We start from the raw sequence: 17,444 nt of genomic DNA on the forward strand, positions 1-17,444 counted from the left end.
TGGAAACTTTAAACAAAATAATTTAAATTAGCTTACTCAAAATTTACGCATGAAAAACCTATTTTTTAAAACTCTTTTTGGATTCCTGATGATGGCAAGTGTGCTTTCCTGCAAAAAATCAGATTCGCCGATTACCAAAGTAACTCCTGTTGATCTTGATTCTATTGCTGCTAATTATTACGAGCAGTATTTAAAATTATATCCACTCGAAGCAACGGCTCAAGGTGATTTAAGATACAATGATCAATTGCCGATTAATATCGATAAGGATTTTATATCGGGCGAGATTACCTTTTATAATACGGTTCAAAATCAATTAAAAAAAGTAGATTATAAATCATTAAATGATAATGATAAAACGGTTTATGATGTTCTTGATTATACTTTAAAAGATAAAATTGAACGATACGCTTATCATCCTGAATATATTCCTTTTACGCAATTTAACGGACTTCCTCTTGATTTTCCTCTTCTTGGAAGTGGACAAGGAAATCAACCCTTCAAAACTGAAAAAGATTACAGCGACTGGCTGAAAAGAACTGAAAATTTTCCAGCCTGGATGGATGCCGCCATTGAAAACTTTAAAGAAGGAATTGCAAATCAATATGTTTTACCTAAAAAATTGGTTGCGAAAATGGTTGTACAAATGAAATCAGACGAAATTACAACCTCTGATTTCAGTAAAAATATATTTTACGGACCTATCAATAATTTTCCGAAAAACTTCACCGCTGCGCAAAAAGAAAAGTTTACGAAAGAATATAAGGAGATGATCACTAAAATCATTATTCCATCTTATACAAAAATGGGTGTCTTTTTAGAAACTGAATATTTGCCAAAAGCAAGAACTACTGATGGACTTAATGGTTTGCCAAAAGGAAACGAGATCTACGCTTATTACGCAAAAAGCTGGACTACAACTACAAAAACTCCGAAAGAAATCAATGAAATTGGTTTAGCGCAAGTTGCAATGCTTCGCGCCGAAATGGAAAAGGTTAAACAACAACTGGGTTTCAGCGGTTCGTTGGAGCAATTCTTAAACCACCTGAAATCAGATCCCAAAGCGATGCCTTACAAAACTGATAAAGAAGTAATAGGCGCTTTTAATGGAGTTTTAACACAGATTACGCCAAAACTAAAAACAATGTTCAGTGTGTTTCCGAAGACGCCTTTTGAAATTCGCCAAACCGAAAAGTTTAGAGAAAACACGGCAAGTGCGGAATATATGCCCGGAACTCCAGACGGAAAAAGACCAGGAATATTTTACATTCCACTTCCAGATCCTACCAAATTTAACGTGACTTCCGGAATGGAATCCCTCTTCTTGCACGAAGCAATTCCCGGTCATCACTACCAGATTTCTCTTCAACAGGAAAACACAAAACTTCCGAAATTTATGCGTTTTGGCTGGTTCGGAGCTTATGGTGAAGGTTGGGCACATTATTGCGAAACGCTCGGTCCGGAGTTGGGACTGTACACCGATCCTTATCAAAAAATGGGTTATCTGAGCGATCAAATGTTGCGTGCAGTTCGCCTTGTTGTAGATACAGGTCTGCACACTGGAAAGATGAACAGAGAAGAAGCGATCGCCTACTTTTTAAAGAACATTTCTTATGATGAACAGGGCGCAACCGCGGAAGTAGAAAGATATATGGCGACTCCAGGTCAAGCCCTTTCTTATAAAATTGGTGCACTAAAGATCAGGGAACTAAGAGATTTATATCAAAAAGATCTCGGAGCAAAATTCAATCTCGCCAAGTTTCACGATGAAATTTTAAACCAGGGTTGCCTTCCTTTAGATGTATTAGATCGCAAAATGGAAAACTGGGCAAAAAGACAGTAATTATTTTAAAAAATAGTAGAAGCAGATCCGTTGAGTTACTCAGCGGATTTTTTTTTGAACTTCACAGAATTTTGCTTTACAATCGACAATTATTTTACTTCTAAATTTTTATATTTATGAATGTTAATATTTGTGACAAATGCTAAATGTTTTGTTAAAAAATTAAAAAAATTAAGTATTTTTACTCTTCCAAAAAAAACACTGGTAGATGCACGAAAATGGATTGCTTTCTCTTTTTCAAAATAAAGAAAACGTACTGGAAAATGTTTTGCAAAAAACACCTTTTGGTTTTTCGCTGATCAACGAAGATTATGTTTTCGAATTCGCAAATGAAGCCTGGCTGAAAATTGTTCAGAAGGAAAAACATGATGTTTTGGGAAGACGAATTTTTGATATTTTTCCGGAAACTGAAGAATATTTACTTTCTATTTTTGACAATGTAAAAAATACCAAAGAACCTTTTTACGCACCTGAACAAAATATCAAACTGCAGAGAGAAGGCTTGCTTCAAGATGTTTTTTTCAATTTTGTTTATCAACCGATTTATAGCGAAACCGGCGAATTGCAGTATTTTGCATCGGTTGTTATCGAAGTTACAGATTTGGTTACGACCAGAAATAAAATTAAAAATGACGAAGAACGGCTTCGTCTCGCCACCGAAAGTTCACATACCGCAACTTGGGATCTCAATCTGAAAACCCTTGATATCATTCATTCTCCTTATTTATCAAAAATTTTTGGCTACATAAAAGGTGAGCAAATTTCTCATGAAAAAATGCGTCAACATCTTTCAGATGATGATCGTATCAATATCGTAGAAAAAGCTTTCGATGAAGCTTTGAAAACGGGAGTCTATCAATATGAAGCCCGGCTCATTGACAAAAGTGGAAATGAGAAATGGATCTCGACTAACGGTAAAGTTTTTTTCGACTATGAAGGAGAACCGAGCAGAATGGTGGGCGTTATGCAGGACATTACGCAGAGAAAAACCAGTGAGATCCTTTTACAGCAAAGCCATCATCAACTCAATACTGCAATGGATGCAAGTAAATTGGGCAGGTTTGATATGGATTTTGAAACTCAAAAGAAATATAATTTTTCGCATCGTTTTTTAGAAATTCTGGGATATGATTTCCGAACAGAAACTATATGTTCGGAAGTTTTTGAAAAACACATTCACAAAAACTTCGTTAAACAGAGACTGGATGCGTTAGAAGAGGCAAAGGAGACCGGAGATCTTTTTTATCAAACGAAGGTTGTTCTTCGGGACGGAACTGAAAAATGGATTGAGATCTATGGAAGACTTCTGGAACCGATCGATGGGCGCAAAGCTTATGTTTCAGGAACCATTCGCGATATTACTGAAAATAAAAATTACGAAAAAAATATAAAGGACAGCGAGAAAAAATACCGCTTTTTAGCAGATGCAATACCGCAAATTGTTTGGATCGGGGAAAAAGATGGACAACTCACTTATTTTAATAAAGCCACCATGGATTATTCGGGTAAGGATTATAATGAATTTCTTGAAGGAGATGGCTGGCTTAAAATTGTGCATCCCGATGAACAGCAGGAAAACAGACGTCTTTGGGCTAAAAGTATCCGAAGCAAAAAACCTTTCTTTTTTGAGCACCGATTTCGGAACAAAGATGGTCACTATCGCTGGTTTTTGAGTCGTGCTTTTCCGGAATTGGATGAGTCTGGAGAAATAAAAAAATGGGTCGGAACGAGTACAGACATCGATGACATGAAGCGACAGGAAAAACAGAAGAATGATTTCATCAAAATGGCGAATCATGAACTGAAAACTCCGGTCACCACCATAAAAGGCTATGTGCAGTTGCTCAAAAAAATGCGTGGAGATTCTGACGATAAATTTTTGGTTAATTCTTTAAATACTATTGAAAATCAGGTCAATAAACTTAATATTTTGATTGGCGATCTTTTGGATATTTCCCGTATGGAAACAGGAAATTTACCTTTAAATAAGAAAAAATTTTCTCTCGTAGGTTTGGTGACGGAAACAATCGAGGATATTAAAGCTTCCGAACAAAGTCATCAAATAAATTTTGAACTGAAACATCCTTCAGATATTGAAGTTTACGCGGATAAAGACCGAATCACACAGGTTTTAAATAATCTTTTGACCAATGCCATTAAATATTCTCCGTCCTCGAAAGTCGTCAATGTAGAGCTTTCTGTCGACGAAGATTATGCTGTTGTTTCGGTAGAAGATTTCGGAATTGGAATGGATAAAGAGGAATTAAACAAAATTTTCGAACGTTTTTACCGGGTTTCTGGTGATGATGAAGAAACATTTCCCGGCTTCGGAATTGGTCTCTTTATCGTAAAAGATATTCTGGAAAGACACGATGGAAAAATTAGAGTAGAAAGCATAAAAGACGAAGGAAGCAAATTCTGTTTCTTCCTACCCTTAGAAAAAAAACTAATAAACTAAAAACTAAATATAATTATGGAAATCTTGGTGGTAGATGATAATAAGGACATTTGTCAGCTTATCGAAAATATTCTTCTTTCAGAAGGTTACGATGTAGAATCATGTTTTAACCCATTGCAGTTCAGCAGTATTATTAAAGATCATAAACCGAAGCTGATCATTACCGATTTGCTCATGTCGGGTTACGATGGACGAACTTTAACAAAGGAAATTAAGGGAAATGCCGAGACAGAAAGCATCAAAATTATGATGATGTCTGCACATCCTGATGCAAAAAAACTGAGTGAAAAAGCTGGTGTCGATGATTTTTTAACCAAACCTTTTGAAATTGATGATCTGGTGAGTAAAGTAGAATTTCTGTTGAAATAATTGAATTTTCACTCCTTTTAAATCGCAATTCATAGCGTTTTATTTCTTTTTTTATCAGTCAACAAACAGCATTTTCTGCAAAAACTCTCTCTCTTTATTCCCTCTCGCAGGAGAATATTCTCTGCCATAAAAAATAATTTGCAAGTGTAATTTGTTCCAGGTTTCTCGCGGAAAAAGTTTCTTCGCATCATTTTCAGTTTCGACCACATTTTTTCCGGAAGTTAATTTCCATTGCGTCATCAACCGATGAATGTGAGTGTCAACGGGGAAAGCAGGAACACCAAAAGCCTGACTCATCACCACGGAAGCAGTTTTGTGACCAACTCCGGGAAGATTTTCGAGTTCTTCAAAAGTCTGTGGCACAATTCCATCATGTCTTTCTACCAGAAGTTCTGCCATTCTTTTTAGATTCTTCGCTTTCGTATTGGCAAGACCAATTTCTTTGATTAAAAATTTAATTTCCTCGACTTCTAGATCCTTCATTGTAAATGGATTACCTGCAACTTCAAAAAGTTTTGGCGAAATCTGATTTACTTTTTTATCGGTCGTTTGCGCCGAAAGTGCAACAGCAACCAGAAGTGTAAATGGATCATGATGATCAAGCGGAATCGGAACTTCAGGATATAATTTTTCCAGTTCGGTCATTACAATTTTTGCTCTTTGCTTTTTTGTCATTTTAAAGTTAAATTTGAACAAAATTAAACATTATGTTGAAAGTAGGCGATAAATTACCAGAATTGGAAAGTGTGAATCAAGACGGAGAAACCGTAAAGTCAACTGATTTTTCAGGAAACAAATTGATTATTTTCTTTTATCCAAGAGCAAATACACCTGGTTGTACTGCAGAAGCATGCGACTTAAACGACAATATTTCAATTCTTAAAAAAGAAGGCTATCAATTGCTGGGAGTTTCCGCTGATTCAGTAACGGCACAAAAGAAATTTCATGAAAAATTTGGCTTTCAATATCCTTTAATTGCTGATGAAAACAAAGATATTATTGAAAAATTTGGAGTTTGGCAACTGAAAAAATTCATGGGAAAAGAATTCATGGGAATTGTGCGAACAACTTTTATTTTTGATGAAAACGGAATTTGTATTCGCGTAATCGATAAAGTAAAAACCAAAGAAGCTGCGAAACAGATTTTAGAAAATTCCTAAAAAACAAAAATTAAAATGCCACGAATTCATGAATAATTTGGTTCGTGCATTCGTGGCATTTTTTTATAGAAATTAATTTTACTTCTTTGAAGTTTTCTTATTTATGATAGCATCTTCTGGGCTTTTTTCACACCTTCTGCCAGAATATCAATTTCTTCAAAAGTGTTGTAAACCGCAAAACTTGCGCGAACCGTTCCGGCGATATTGAAAAATTCCATAATGGGTTGAGTGCAATGATGACCAGTTCTCACAGCGATCCCGAGTTTATCCAGAATCATTCCGACATCAGAAGCGATCCCAACTCCTTCGAGATTGAAAGAAACAACGCCAGTTCTGTTGGCTTTTTCACCATAAATTTTAAGACCGTCAATTTCTAATAATTTTTTCTGTGCATAATCAAGCAAAGCACTTTCGTGAGATTGAATATCCTTCTGACCTATTTTTTCCATGAAATCGATCGCTGCTCCTAAAGCGATATTTCCACCCACATTTGGAGTTCCGGCTTCAAATTTAAAAGGCAGATCTGCATAAGTTGTTTTTTCAAAAGAACACGTTGTGATCATTTCTCCACCACCGTGAAAAGGCTGAATTTTTCTCAAAATTTCTTCCTTGCCATAAAGAATTCCCGTTCCCATCGGAGCGTAGATTTTATGTCCCGAAAACACAAAGAAATCGCAATCCATTTTCTGCACATCAATTTTAAAATGGGGCACAGATTGAGCGCCATCAATCACAATCATAGCGTTTGAATTCGCTCTGGTTTTTGCGATAATTTCTTCTATTGGATTAATAACACCTAAAGCGTTTGAAACCTGATTAACAGAAACGATCTTTGTTTTTTCACTTAAATTTTTATCAAGAAAATCGAGTTGAAGAATTCCGTTTACATCCATCGGAATTACTTTCAGTTTTGCGCCGGTTCTTTCACAAAGCATTTGCCAGGGAACAATATTCGAATGATGCTCTAAATATGAAATAATGATTTCGTCATCTTTCTTAATCAAATTCGTGATTGCATAAGCAATGAGGTTAATTCCTTCCGTTGTTCCTTTCGTAAAAATAACTTCGAAATCATTTTTCGCATTAATGAATTTTTGAATTTTTCGTCGGGAAACTTCCATTTCCTCAGTCGCTAACTGACTCAAAGTGTGGATTCCACGATGAACATTCGCGTTGATTTCAGAATAATATTTTTCCCAACTCTTCAGCACGGAAATAGGTTTTTGAGAAGTTGCGGCGTTATCGAGGTAAACCAAATCCTTACCGTTTACTTTTTGAGAAAGAATAGGAAATTGGCTGCGAATATTTTGAATGTCGAACATGTTTCTTATTTAGAATCCTTCAAATTTACGGAATTTTAAATTGAATAATCCACATCAAAAAACTTTTAGTAATATAGAAGAAGACTATTAAATAACAGCGGTTTGTCGCTCTTTAATTAAAATTTTTCACCACTTCATCTACGTAGAGCGCGACTTGTTTCGGACGGTGCTTCTCATCGAAAGTTTCCCTTTTATCCATTCCTGTGCGTACGATGATTATTTGTTTTTCTGGAATGATGATGATATATTGTCCATAAATTCCCCGGAAATAATAATGCTTGATCGGGGAATCGTTATTGATCCAGAGACCCATTCCATAAGCTTCGTTTGACAATTTGGTTGGTGTTCGCATCGCTTCTATAAAATTTGAATTAAGGATTTGCTTACCATCAAATTTACCGTCATTCAAAAAGAGCTGGCCGAGTTTCGCAAAATCTCTTGAACTGGAATTGAGACAGCAAAACGTTTTTTCCATACCGAAATCATCGGTATTCCACTCTGCGTTTTGTTCCATTCCAAGCGGTTGCCATAAATTTTCAGAGGCATATTCCGCTATCGTTTTATTGATTGATTTTCTCAAGGCAAAACCCAAAAGCTGCGTTGCACCTGATTGATATTCGAACTTTGTTCCGGGTTGATCTTTAAATCCACGCAGAAGAACTGATTCTTCCAAGGATTTGCCGTAATAGGCTTTCGCATTGGGAAGAAAAGGATTGTTATAATCTTCATTCCAGTTTAATCCGGCTTCCATTTCTGCTAAATTATTGAGCGTTAAATATTTTCCGAATTGTACGTTATTATAATTTTGAAAAAAAGCAGCGAATTTCTCATCAAAGCCTTTGATTTTTTTCTGTTCAATCGCTTTCCCCACAAGCATTACGGTCACGGCTTTTGCCATCGAAAAAGAATTGGTCTTTGAGGTTTGATTAAAGCCGTCCCAATATTCCTCATGCAAGAGTTTTCCGTTTTTTATAACTAAAAAGGAAGCCGTTTTTGATTTCTTCAAATCTTCAACTAAAGCTTTCGGCAAAGCATTTTTATTATAAGCAGAATCTTTTTTCCAGGGAATAGATTGTCCTTTTGCAACGGTGTGTGAGGGAAAATAAGTTCCATCATTAATGTTGGAGCCCGTCTCTCCGCGCAAATAAGTTTCGCGAATTCCTTTGAACAAATAACTGTAGCCAAACGTATAAGAAAGTGCTATTAACGCAGCAGAAACTACTAAGGTTCCTTTCAGAAATTTTCTAAACATTTCAAATCTTTGAAACAAATTTAATCATATTAATGGTAATGTCTAGAAAGAAAAAAGTTCCAGATTTCTCCGGAACTTTTTATTAATAATATTTTTTAAAATCTTAAATCTTAGAAAGTAAGTTTCTGAAATTCGTTTTCTCGTCGATAATTCTGCGCAGATCTGCAACAGCAACTCTTTCCTGTTTCATCGTATCTCTGTCTCTTAAAGTTACCGTATTGTCGGTTAAAGAATCGTGGTCGATCGTAATACAGAAAGGTGTTCCGATCGCATCCTGACGTCTGTACCGTTTTCCGATCGCATCTTTTTCTTCGTAGAATAAATTGAAATCATATTTCAAATCATTAAAAATAGTTTGAGCATATTCCGCCAAACCATCTTTTTTCATTAAAGGTAAAATTGCAGCTTTATATGGAGCTAAAGCTGGCGGAAGCGAAAGCACTGTTCGTTCTGAACCGTCTTCTAAAACTTCGTCTTTCAAACAGTTTGAGAAAATCGCGAGGAACAAACGGTCTAAACCAACCGAAGTTTCAACAACATAAGGAACGTAGTTTTCATTTCTTTCAGCATCGAAATACTGTAATTTTCTTCCTGAATGTTTTTCATGAGCACTTAAATCAAAATCGGTTCGGGAGTGGATTCCTTCCAGTTCTTTAAATCCAAAAGGAAATTTAAATTCAATATCGGAAGCTGCATTTGCGTAATGCGCCAATTTTTCGTGATCATGGAACTTATAATTTTCAGAGCCTAAACCTAAAGCCAAATGCCAGTTCAAACGTTTCTCTTTCCAGGTTTCATAGAAACCTAATTCAGTTCCCGGAGGTACAAAATATTGCATTTCCATCTGTTCAAATTCCCGCATTCTGAAAATAAACTGTCTCGCAACGATCTCATTCCGAAAGGCTTTTCCGATCTGAGCAATTCCAAAAGGTAATTTCTGACGGGAAGTTTTCTGAACATTTAAAAAGTTCACGAATATTCCCTGTGCAGTTTCCGGTCTTAAATATAAATCGGTAGCAGAATCTGCAGAAGCGCCTAATTTCGTTCCGAACATCAAGTTGAATTGACGAACATCCGTCCAGTTTTTAGAACCCGTATCTGGATCGGCAATTTCTAATTCTTCAATTAATGCTTTCACATCGCCAAGATCTTCTTTTTCAAGAGATTGCGCCATTCTGGAAAGAATCGTTTTCTGTTTTTCTCTATATTCTAAAACGCGTGGATTTGTAGATTCAAATTCTTTTTTATCGAAAGCTTCACCAAATCTTTTGGCAGCTTTCTCAATTTCTTTATCCGCTTTATCTTCTAATTTTGCGCAGTAATCTTCAATTAAAACATCTGCTCTGAACCGTTTTTTCGAATCTTTATTATCGATCAAAGGATCATTAAAAGCATCGACGTGGCCGGAAGCTTTCCAGATCGTTGGATGCATGAAAATCGCAGTGTCAATTCCCACAATGTTATCATTGAGCTGCACCATTGCTTTCCACCAATATTGTTTAATATTGTTTTTCAGTTCCGCTCCATTTTGTCCATAATCGTAAATCGCCGAAAGACCGTCATAAATTTCACTCGAAGGAAAAATAAAACCATATTCTTTTGCGTGCGAAATTATTTTTTTGAAAACATCTTCCTGTTTAGCCATCTTTTTTAGAATTTGTGCAAAAATAGGGAATTTTATTCTATTTTTTGGGAGCCGGAAACCTGCTTTACGCTATATCTTTTGCTCCGTTCCAACTGTGCAAAAGGATGTCGCTTCACTCAGGGCTATTTTAGATTCGGAGTTAAATGAAAGGTTTATTTATATTCATAAAAAATCTCTTTAAAAATTATAACTCAAAGCCAAACCATTACCCGAATTTTCAATTTTAAAATAAGGTTTAAAAGAAGTGGTTTCTCCATTCTCGATTCGAATTGCCTGATCCACTTTTTTCTTACCAGCGGCCGAAAGAGGAATTGCGATTACGATTAATCCAGCACCCGCACCTATTAATATCCAAGCATCGTTATTATCAGGTTTAATAGTGTATGGATTTCCGAAAATGTCATAAGCTGTTCTCGTTTTTCCATGAGCAATAAGTTGAGCAATCCCAAATCCGAGAGATATTCCGCCACCAAACCCTAAAATACTGGCTATCGTGTTATTGGATCTGGCCTTTTTCATATTTTCAAGCGCTTCTGACTTTTGGAAAACCTGCTCATATTGATACATTTTATAAGTCTTACCATCTTTTATTAATTTATTACCAGATAAGGCAACTTGGGAAAATAAACTTTGAAAGCAAAGCATTCCACCTAAAAGTAGAATTTTATTCATAATATCTTTTTTTGCTAAAATATCAAAATTATTTGAACCTGATCGTTTTTTTCAACCTTCATAAAATATTTGAATTTCTTATATTTGTCAAACTCTTTTTTCATGTACAAATCCTTTATTCGTCCAATACTTTTCAAATTTGATCCTGAAGAAGTTCATTATTTTACTTTTTCTATTTTAAAGAAATTCCCTTTTCTTGCAAAAATTTTTCTGCCAAAACCAATTGAAGATAAAAGACTGGAAAGAGAAGTTTTCGGTTTAAAGTTTAAAAATCCGGTTGGTTTAGCAGCAGGATTTGATAAAGACGCTAAAATGTTTAATGAACTTTCAGACCTTGGATTTGGCTTTGTAGAAATAGGAACTTTGACACCGAAAGCACAGGAAGGAAATCCTAAAAAACGATTGTTTCGTTTAAAAGATAATTCTGCAATCATCAACCGAATGGGTTTTAATAATGGTGGAGTAGATGCGGCGGTAGAACGATTGAAGAAGAATAAAAACGTCTTGATCGGTGGAAATATTGGTAAAAATAAGATTACTCCAAATGAAGAAGCGGTTAATGATTATATCATTTGTCTCGAGAAATTATTTCCAGTTGTCGATTATTTTGTAGTGAATGTAAGTTCGCCGAATACGCCGAATCTGCGTGAACTTCAAGACAAAGAACCTTTAACAAAATTGCTCGGAACTTTGCAGCAATTAAATTTAACGAAGAAAAATCCAAAGCCAATTCTTCTCAAAATTGCGCCAGACTTAAGTGATAGTCAACTTTTAGATATTATTGATATAATAAAAGAAACCCAAATTGCGGGCGTAATTGCAACGAACACCACGCTTTCACGGGAAAATTTAAGTTCAGAAAATAAAGAAGAAACAGGCGGACTTTCCGGGAAACCTTTAACAAAAAGATCCACAGAAGTTATTCGATTTCTATCCGAAAAAAGCGGAAAAGCGTTTCCAATTATCGGCGTTGGTGGAATTCATTCGGCGGAAGATGCTTTAGAAAAACTCGAAGCTGGAGCCAGTTTAGTGCAATTGTATACCGGATTTATTTACGAAGGACCGGAATTGATTCGGGAGATTAATAAAAAGATTTTGGAGAAAGGTTTGTAACAGTTTCTAAATGAAAAAATTTGCCACTGTATAAATTACCAATCCGACCAAACCGCCCACAATTGTTCCATTCACACGGATAAACTGCAGATCTTTTCCGACTTCGAGTTCCAGTTTTTCGCTCAGCTGTTTTCCTTCCCAGTTTCCGACGGTAGAACTGATCAATGCTCCAAATTGATGCGTATTTTTTAAAATATATTTGTAGGCAGTTACCCGAATCCAATGGTCGATCTTATTCTGAAATTTCTCGTCGGTTTTTAAATTTTGAGAAAGTTCCGCAAGATTTCTTTGGATGTAATTTTTTAAAGTAGAATTTTGTTCTTCTAATTCTTTCGTTAAAGATTTCTTGATAGAATTCCAGATGTCTGTGGAGTATTGATTAATTTTTTCTTCTTTCAAAAAATCGTTTTTAATGTCTCTGAATTCTTCAACCCATTTTTCCTCCGTTTTAATTTCTGTAGAAAAAGAATAGAGTTTCTCAGTGATCTCATTTCTTAAAGGATGGTCTTCATCCAACTCAACTTCTTCAAAATATTTAGACAGACCTTTCGTGATCTTATCAGCGATACCGTCATCTACAAACTTTGGAACCAAAAAATAACTTTCTTTTTTAACTCTGTTTTTAACCATTTCCTGGTTATTTAAAACATAATCCTTGATCTGTTTGGAAAGATTGGTGATGAATCTTTGATGGTCTTTTTTATCGAGAATATATTCAATTCCGTTTCCGATAATTTCGTTAATTTTCAAATCATTAGACATTTCTTTTGCCTTTTTACCAATGAAATTTACCACTTCGGTATCATCGAGTTTATTTAAAATGTCTAAAATAATTGTGGAAACCTCTTTCATTAAATTTTCCTGATTCCGTTCTTTCGAAAGCCAGTCTCCCACGAAATTTGAGATCTTAATTTTCTGAATATAAGGTCGAATATTTTGTGGCGACAAGAAATTCTCAACCACAAAATTTCCCAGATTATCCCCAATTCGTTCCTTGCTGTTTTCAATTAAATTCGTGTGTGGGATTTTTATTCCGAGTGGATAATTGAAAAGGGCAGTCACCGCAAACCAGTCTGCTAAAGCTCCGACCATCGCAGCTTCCGAAAAAGCCCGGATATAACCGATCCAGTGCGCATGATTTTTCTTTTCCAAAATCGTCATGACTACAAATAGAATTGCCATCAAAACAAAAAGTCCTGTGGCAAACATTTTATAATTCCGTAGTTGTCGTTTTTTCTGTTCGTCGTTCATTCAGCCAAATTAGTGAATTTTAAATTTTTTCAGGAGGTAACATCTGATTTATTTGTTTTTCGCTTTAATAAAAGAGAAATTTACTTCATTCATGGCAAACCTTTTGTACTCAAAAATCGTATTTTATTTGGTATCACTTACTCTTTTAAATTAAGAAACATTGATTTAAAAGATTTTTAGTAATTCAAATTAAAATATAAAATAATGTCAACATTTATGAAACCACTAGTCTTTCTACTATTCTGTATCTCTATGCAGATGTGTTCACAAGTTAAACAACCGCAAAAATCGAACTCAACCGAAAAATCAAAGTCAATGGAAAATTCAACTTCAAAAAACAATCCATATTATTCCAGAACAGACCATACGAAACTAAACGTTCCTAATTCTGAATGGAAAAAAATTCTAAGTCCAGAAGTTTATGCAGTTTCACGTGAAGCTGAAACTGAAAGACCGGGAACGGGAAAATATAATAATTTCGACGCGTTGGGTGAATATTACTGCGCAGTTTGCGGAAATCATCTTTTCCGTTCAGACTCAAAATTTTCATCAACTTGCGGATGGCCAAGTTTTTTTGAAGCCGAGAAAGACGGAGTTATTTATAAAAGAGATTCCACTTACGGAATGGAAAGAACTGAAGTCCTTTGCAAACGTTGTGATTCACATTTAGGCCACGTTTTCAATGATGGTCCGCCGCCAACAGGAACACGTTTCTGTATGAATTCTGTCAGCTTAGATTTTGTGGCAGATAGTAAAACAGCTGCGAAATAACAATCGCCTTCAAAATAATATTGCTCAACGACGGATTTTCTTTGAGCAATTTTTATTTGGATTGGTGAAAATTGTCTACAATTAATTCTTAGATCATGTTAGAACATTTTTATACCTGTCCCTACTGTTGGGAAGAAATTTCCGCCTTGTTGGATCCCTCCGTTTCTAATCAAACGTACATAGAAGACTGCGAAGTTTGCTGCAATCCTATAGAATTGCAGGTAAGTTTTGAAGGTGAAGAGCTGGTTGGATTTGAAGCGCGGGATATTGAGCAATAAATTTTTAGAGATTTAAAAACAAAAAATGCAGCCATTTACGCTGCATTTTTTTATGTTTAAAATTTAAAAATATTTATGTCAAAGGTGCACCAACCTGTAAGTCACATCGGTGATGAGGTGCGCCATGTGCTGGATTTAATGCAGGTTTCGGACCTGTTGCCTGCGGTTCAGAAACTGGTGTAGCAACCGGACCAGACATTGATGGTGAAATTGGATTTGTATTAAAATTGGTATTACCAGTTTGCATTTGCGGTGAAGCAACTTGTGGCGCAGCATTTTGTTGAGGCGCACTGTCAATAGGTGCTCCCACAGGAATTTCGCAGCGGTGATAAGGTTGTCCGTGTTCAGGATTCAAAGCCGGTTTTTCTCTGGGAGTATTTGCTGCAACTGCATTCGCAGGAACTTGTGCAACTAATTCTGCGTTTTGATCGATGACATTTGCCGAAGCAGTTGCTGTACCATTTGCAGAATCAGTTTTCGGTGCGGTTATTTCTGAATTTTCTTTTGAAGTTGATTCTTTTTTATCGCACGAGTAAACAAGTGCCGCACTTGCTATTATTAACGGAAGTATTTTCATAATTTCTATTTTTTCAAAAGTAAGGATTTTTATTAAAACTTAAAATCAAGACCGAAATATACATTTGCGCCCATAATTGGTGCGTAAACCATTCCTGCATCAAAGTAATTTCCGAAAGGATTCTGTGGATCGATAATAGGATTGTTCTGCGTGTAACCTGTCAAATTTTCACCACCCACATAAGCACGAATGTTTTTATTAAAGTTTCTGGCAATCTGCGCATTAAGAGTGGTGTAGCTTTTAGAGAATTCCGGTAATCTGTATTCTGCAGGATTAGAATTAAGGTTTGGAAGTTTCTGTTTTCCAATTAATTGAAGCGTAGAATCAAAACTCCAGAATGCTCCTTTTTCTGTTTTTTCTGTAGAATAGGAAGCATTGAAAAATCCTCTGTTTTTAGCCATAAATGGAATTTCTCTCTTCCCACCGATGAAATCTGCTTGAACATCGTAATATTTATAAGCTAATCTAACTTCTAAATTTTTTAAAGGAATCAGATCAAGTTGCGTTTGAAAACTATTGGCAAAAGATTTTCCATTAAGGTTATAAAAAACCAATTTCTGTGGCGAAACATCCAAATCTGTCAAAACTTGATTTTGGAAATCTGTTCTAAAAAAATCTGCAACTAAGCTTGCTTTTCGATTAAATAATTTGAATTCCTGTTGAAGACTTGCGCCGTAATTCCAGGCAATCTCTGGTTTTAAATCATAAATTTTCCCGCCGTTTCCTAAAATCTCAATTTGTCGGTTTGATCCGAAATATTGCTGACTTTCCGCAAAAATATTCGCAGTTCTAAAACCTCTTCCTGCAGAAAGCCGAAGAATTGTTTTAGGAGTTAGATCATATTTAAAGTTGACTCGCGGTGTAAATTGTGTTCCTGCTAAATTGTGAAAATCGGTTCGAACTCCTGCTACCAAAGTGTATTTCACTCCTGTCAAAGTATATTCGAAAAATACTCCGGGAACGGTTTCTGTTCTTTTATAATTTTGAGTCAGATAATCTTCGTCATATTGATCATATAAAAAACTCGCTCCAGTTTTGAATTTATTATTCGTATTTCCAATAATACTTTCAAAAATTAAATTAGAGTAGAACGTATTTTGATTCCCAAAATAATTCCGCTGACCAAAAAAACTATCCTGTTGATGTGTCGTAAACTGGTTCATCCACCCAATACTTTGGTAAGGTTTGCCTTTGAAAATATAGCCGGTTTTATTCCAGATCTCAAATCGGGAAAGATTGATCCCAACTCCGTAAGCATTTTGTTGTGACCGGTCAATTTTTTTATCAAAAGCAGTTTGTCCGCCAAAACGCTCGTCTTTTACAAAACTAATTCCGAAATGCGAACCCAACCCGGAGTGCTCTAAATCATTGTAATTCAAGAGATAAGCTGCGTTGATTTGATTTCCAATTGGCTGATCTAAAAATCCATCATGATTAGCGTCTTTTTTTTCTAAAGTGGCGTTTCCATGCAGTAAAACCGATTGATTCCAATGTTCGTTGAGTTGCGAGGTAGAAGTAATATTGGTTTCTACTCTTCCATTGATGTCTGCAAAAACATTCAGTGAAGTTTCTGGTTTATCTTGAAGTTTTAAAAGTTCAGTATTGATTTGTCCCGTAATGCTTTCATACCCATTAACAACAGTGCTTCCTCCTTTGGTTAATTGAATTCCGCCAATCCATCTTCCAGGGATTAAATTCAATCCGTAAGGCGCAGCTAAACCACGAATGGAGGGTAATAATTCTTTCGTTAGAGACGTATATTTTTGATCTAATCCAAGCATTTTTAGCTGCTTCGTTCCTGTTACCGCATTTGTAAAGGAAACATCGACCGTTGCGTTGGTTTCAAAGCTTTCGGATAAATTACAACATGCGGCTTTCAATAATTCTTTGCTGTTGATATTGAAGGTAAGACCGGTTTCTTTTCTGTTCAACGCAGTTGCGTCGGCTAATTTGGTCACTTTAACTTCTTCAATTGATTTATTAACATGATCTGCATGATCTTCAATTTCAGTTTTGGCTTCCGGATTTTCATCGTCATGAACCAAGGAACTCTTTACGCCGAAAGGTAATGTTCGGTCATAAAGACAACAATCGGGAAGGTTTTTATAGACATCATCTTTCGCCAGAAATTTCTCGTTATCATGACCAACTTCTGCAATTTTTTTCAAAATTTGGTCTGCTGAAGTTTTCGAAGGGTCAAAATTAAGAGTCACTATCTGAGTTTGTGGATCCCAAATTGAGGAATCGGCGCCTGCCGTTGAAGCAGCCTTTTCAATTCTTGCTTTACATGAACTGCAATTTCCGCGAACGAAATACTGATTTTCTTTTTTAATAGGTTGTTCTAAAATATCATTTTTCAGGAGAGAAGGTTCTCTTTTGTAATGACAACAGCTTGGAAGTTTTTCGTAAACATCATCTGTTGCGGTGTATTTTTCGTTATCGTGACCAACTTCGGCAATGTTTTTTAATATTTGGTCTGCTGAAATTTTTGCAGGATCAAATTCCAGATCGAGTTTTTGAGAATCAACATTCCAAACTGCGGTCGTTGCGCCTGATTTTTTAGCGGAGGTTTCGATCCTTTCTTTACAAATCGCACATTCGCCTTTCACAAGGAAAGTAGATTTTGTGATGGATTGCGAAAATAGAAAGGACGTAATTAGAAAAGAAAAAAGTACAAGACTTTTAAATAAAATTTTCATTTTTAAATTAAGTTTAATGACAGTAAGTGTTTCC

15 protein-coding genes are annotated in these 17,444 nt (G+C 35.6%); 7 read left to right on the forward strand and 8 right to left on the reverse strand.

Annotated elements, in window-relative coordinates:
- The first annotated feature begins 49 nt into the window (after positions 1-49).
- From OA86_RS06495 to OA86_RS06505, 3 genes are all read left to right on the forward strand, one after another.
- On the forward strand, positions 50-1,843 hold the full coding sequence (locus OA86_RS06495; protein ID WP_039350679.1) for a DUF885 domain-containing protein: 1,794 nt from the start codon (positions 50-52) through the stop codon (positions 1,841-1,843).
- Positions 1,844-2,051: 208 nt separating this feature from the next.
- Entirely contained in the window at positions 2,052-4,301 is a 2,250-nt protein-coding gene (locus tag OA86_RS06500; RefSeq protein ID WP_039350682.1) for a PAS domain-containing sensor histidine kinase, read from the forward strand.
- A 15-nt stretch (positions 4,302-4,316) separates the two neighbouring features.
- The gene (locus tag OA86_RS06505; protein WP_039350685.1) at positions 4,317-4,670 is read left to right on the forward strand and encodes a response regulator; all 354 of its coding nucleotides are present in this window, start codon (positions 4,317-4,319) and stop codon (positions 4,668-4,670) included.
- Positions 4,671-4,724: 54 nt separating this feature from the next.
- On the opposite strand, the gene nth is transcribed toward OA86_RS06505, so the two are convergent.
- Positions 4,725-5,345, reverse strand: a complete 621-nt coding sequence (nth, locus tag OA86_RS06510; RefSeq protein ID WP_039350688.1) for an endonuclease III — start codon at positions 5,343-5,345, stop codon at positions 4,725-4,727.
- A 32-nt stretch (positions 5,346-5,377) separates the two neighbouring features.
- Between nth and bcp the strand changes: the two genes are divergently transcribed.
- Positions 5,378-5,830, forward strand: coding sequence for a thioredoxin-dependent thiol peroxidase (bcp, locus tag OA86_RS06515; RefSeq protein WP_039350692.1), 453 nt, complete (start codon positions 5,378-5,380; stop codon positions 5,828-5,830).
- Positions 5,831-5,931: 101 nt separating this feature from the next.
- On the opposite strand, the gene OA86_RS06520 is transcribed toward bcp, so the two are convergent.
- The 4 genes from OA86_RS06520 to OA86_RS06535 all read right to left on the reverse strand — a co-directional run bounded on the left by OA86_RS06520 (position 5,932) and on the right by OA86_RS06535 (position 10,721).
- Positions 5,932-7,152, reverse strand: coding sequence for an aminotransferase class V-fold PLP-dependent enzyme (locus OA86_RS06520; RefSeq protein WP_039350695.1), 1,221 nt, complete (start codon positions 7,150-7,152; stop codon positions 5,932-5,934).
- Between the two features lie 112 nt (positions 7,153-7,264).
- Complete coding sequence (locus OA86_RS06525; protein ID WP_039350699.1) at positions 7,265-8,404, reverse strand: serine hydrolase domain-containing protein; 1,140 nt, start codon at positions 8,402-8,404, stop codon at positions 7,265-7,267.
- Between the two features lie 103 nt (positions 8,405-8,507).
- Positions 8,508-10,049 carry a glycine--tRNA ligase gene (locus OA86_RS06530; RefSeq protein WP_039350702.1) on the reverse strand — a complete coding sequence of 514 codons (1,542 nt, stop codon included), beginning with the start codon at positions 10,047-10,049 and terminating at the stop codon, positions 8,508-8,510.
- Between the two features lie 177 nt (positions 10,050-10,226).
- On the reverse strand, positions 10,227-10,721 hold the full coding sequence (locus tag OA86_RS06535) for a hypothetical protein (RefSeq protein ID WP_039350705.1): 495 nt from the start codon (positions 10,719-10,721) through the stop codon (positions 10,227-10,229).
- 102 nt (positions 10,722-10,823) lie between these two features.
- Here OA86_RS06535 and OA86_RS06540 point away from each other — a divergent pair, with 102 nt between their 5' ends.
- On the forward strand, positions 10,824-11,834 hold the full coding sequence (locus tag OA86_RS06540) for a quinone-dependent dihydroorotate dehydrogenase (RefSeq protein WP_039350708.1): 1,011 nt from the start codon (positions 10,824-10,826) through the stop codon (positions 11,832-11,834).
- 6 nt (positions 11,835-11,840) lie between these two features.
- On the opposite strand, the gene OA86_RS06545 is transcribed toward OA86_RS06540, so the two are convergent.
- Positions 11,841-13,085 carry a DUF445 domain-containing protein gene (locus OA86_RS06545; RefSeq protein WP_039350711.1) on the reverse strand — a complete coding sequence of 415 codons (1,245 nt, stop codon included), beginning with the start codon at positions 13,083-13,085 and terminating at the stop codon, positions 11,841-11,843.
- A gap of 258 nt (positions 13,086-13,343) precedes the next feature.
- Between OA86_RS06545 and msrB the strand changes: the two genes are divergently transcribed.
- Both msrB and OA86_RS06555 read left to right on the forward strand, forming a co-directional pair.
- Positions 13,344-13,856: a peptide-methionine (R)-S-oxide reductase MsrB gene (gene msrB, locus OA86_RS06550; protein WP_246008080.1), complete on the forward strand. Its 513-nt coding sequence runs from the start codon at positions 13,344-13,346 to the stop codon at positions 13,854-13,856.
- Positions 13,857-13,951: 95 nt separating this feature from the next.
- Positions 13,952-14,134, forward strand: coding sequence for a CPXCG motif-containing cysteine-rich protein (locus tag OA86_RS06555; RefSeq protein ID WP_039350714.1), 183 nt, complete (start codon positions 13,952-13,954; stop codon positions 14,132-14,134).
- Between the two features lie 73 nt (positions 14,135-14,207).
- On the opposite strand, the gene OA86_RS15270 is transcribed toward OA86_RS06555, so the two are convergent.
- Complete coding sequence (locus OA86_RS15270; protein ID WP_052257421.1) at positions 14,208-14,711, reverse strand: hypothetical protein; 504 nt, start codon at positions 14,709-14,711, stop codon at positions 14,208-14,210.
- Between the two features lie 32 nt (positions 14,712-14,743).
- Entirely contained in the window at positions 14,744-17,410 is a 2,667-nt protein-coding gene (locus OA86_RS06565) for a TonB-dependent receptor domain-containing protein (RefSeq protein ID WP_039350717.1), read from the reverse strand.
- Between the last annotated feature and the right edge of the window lie 34 nt (positions 17,411-17,444).

The sequence above is a fragment of the Kaistella jeonii genome (assembly GCF_000812865.1).
Classification (GTDB): Bacteria; Bacteroidota; Bacteroidia; order Flavobacteriales; family Weeksellaceae; genus Kaistella; species Kaistella jeonii.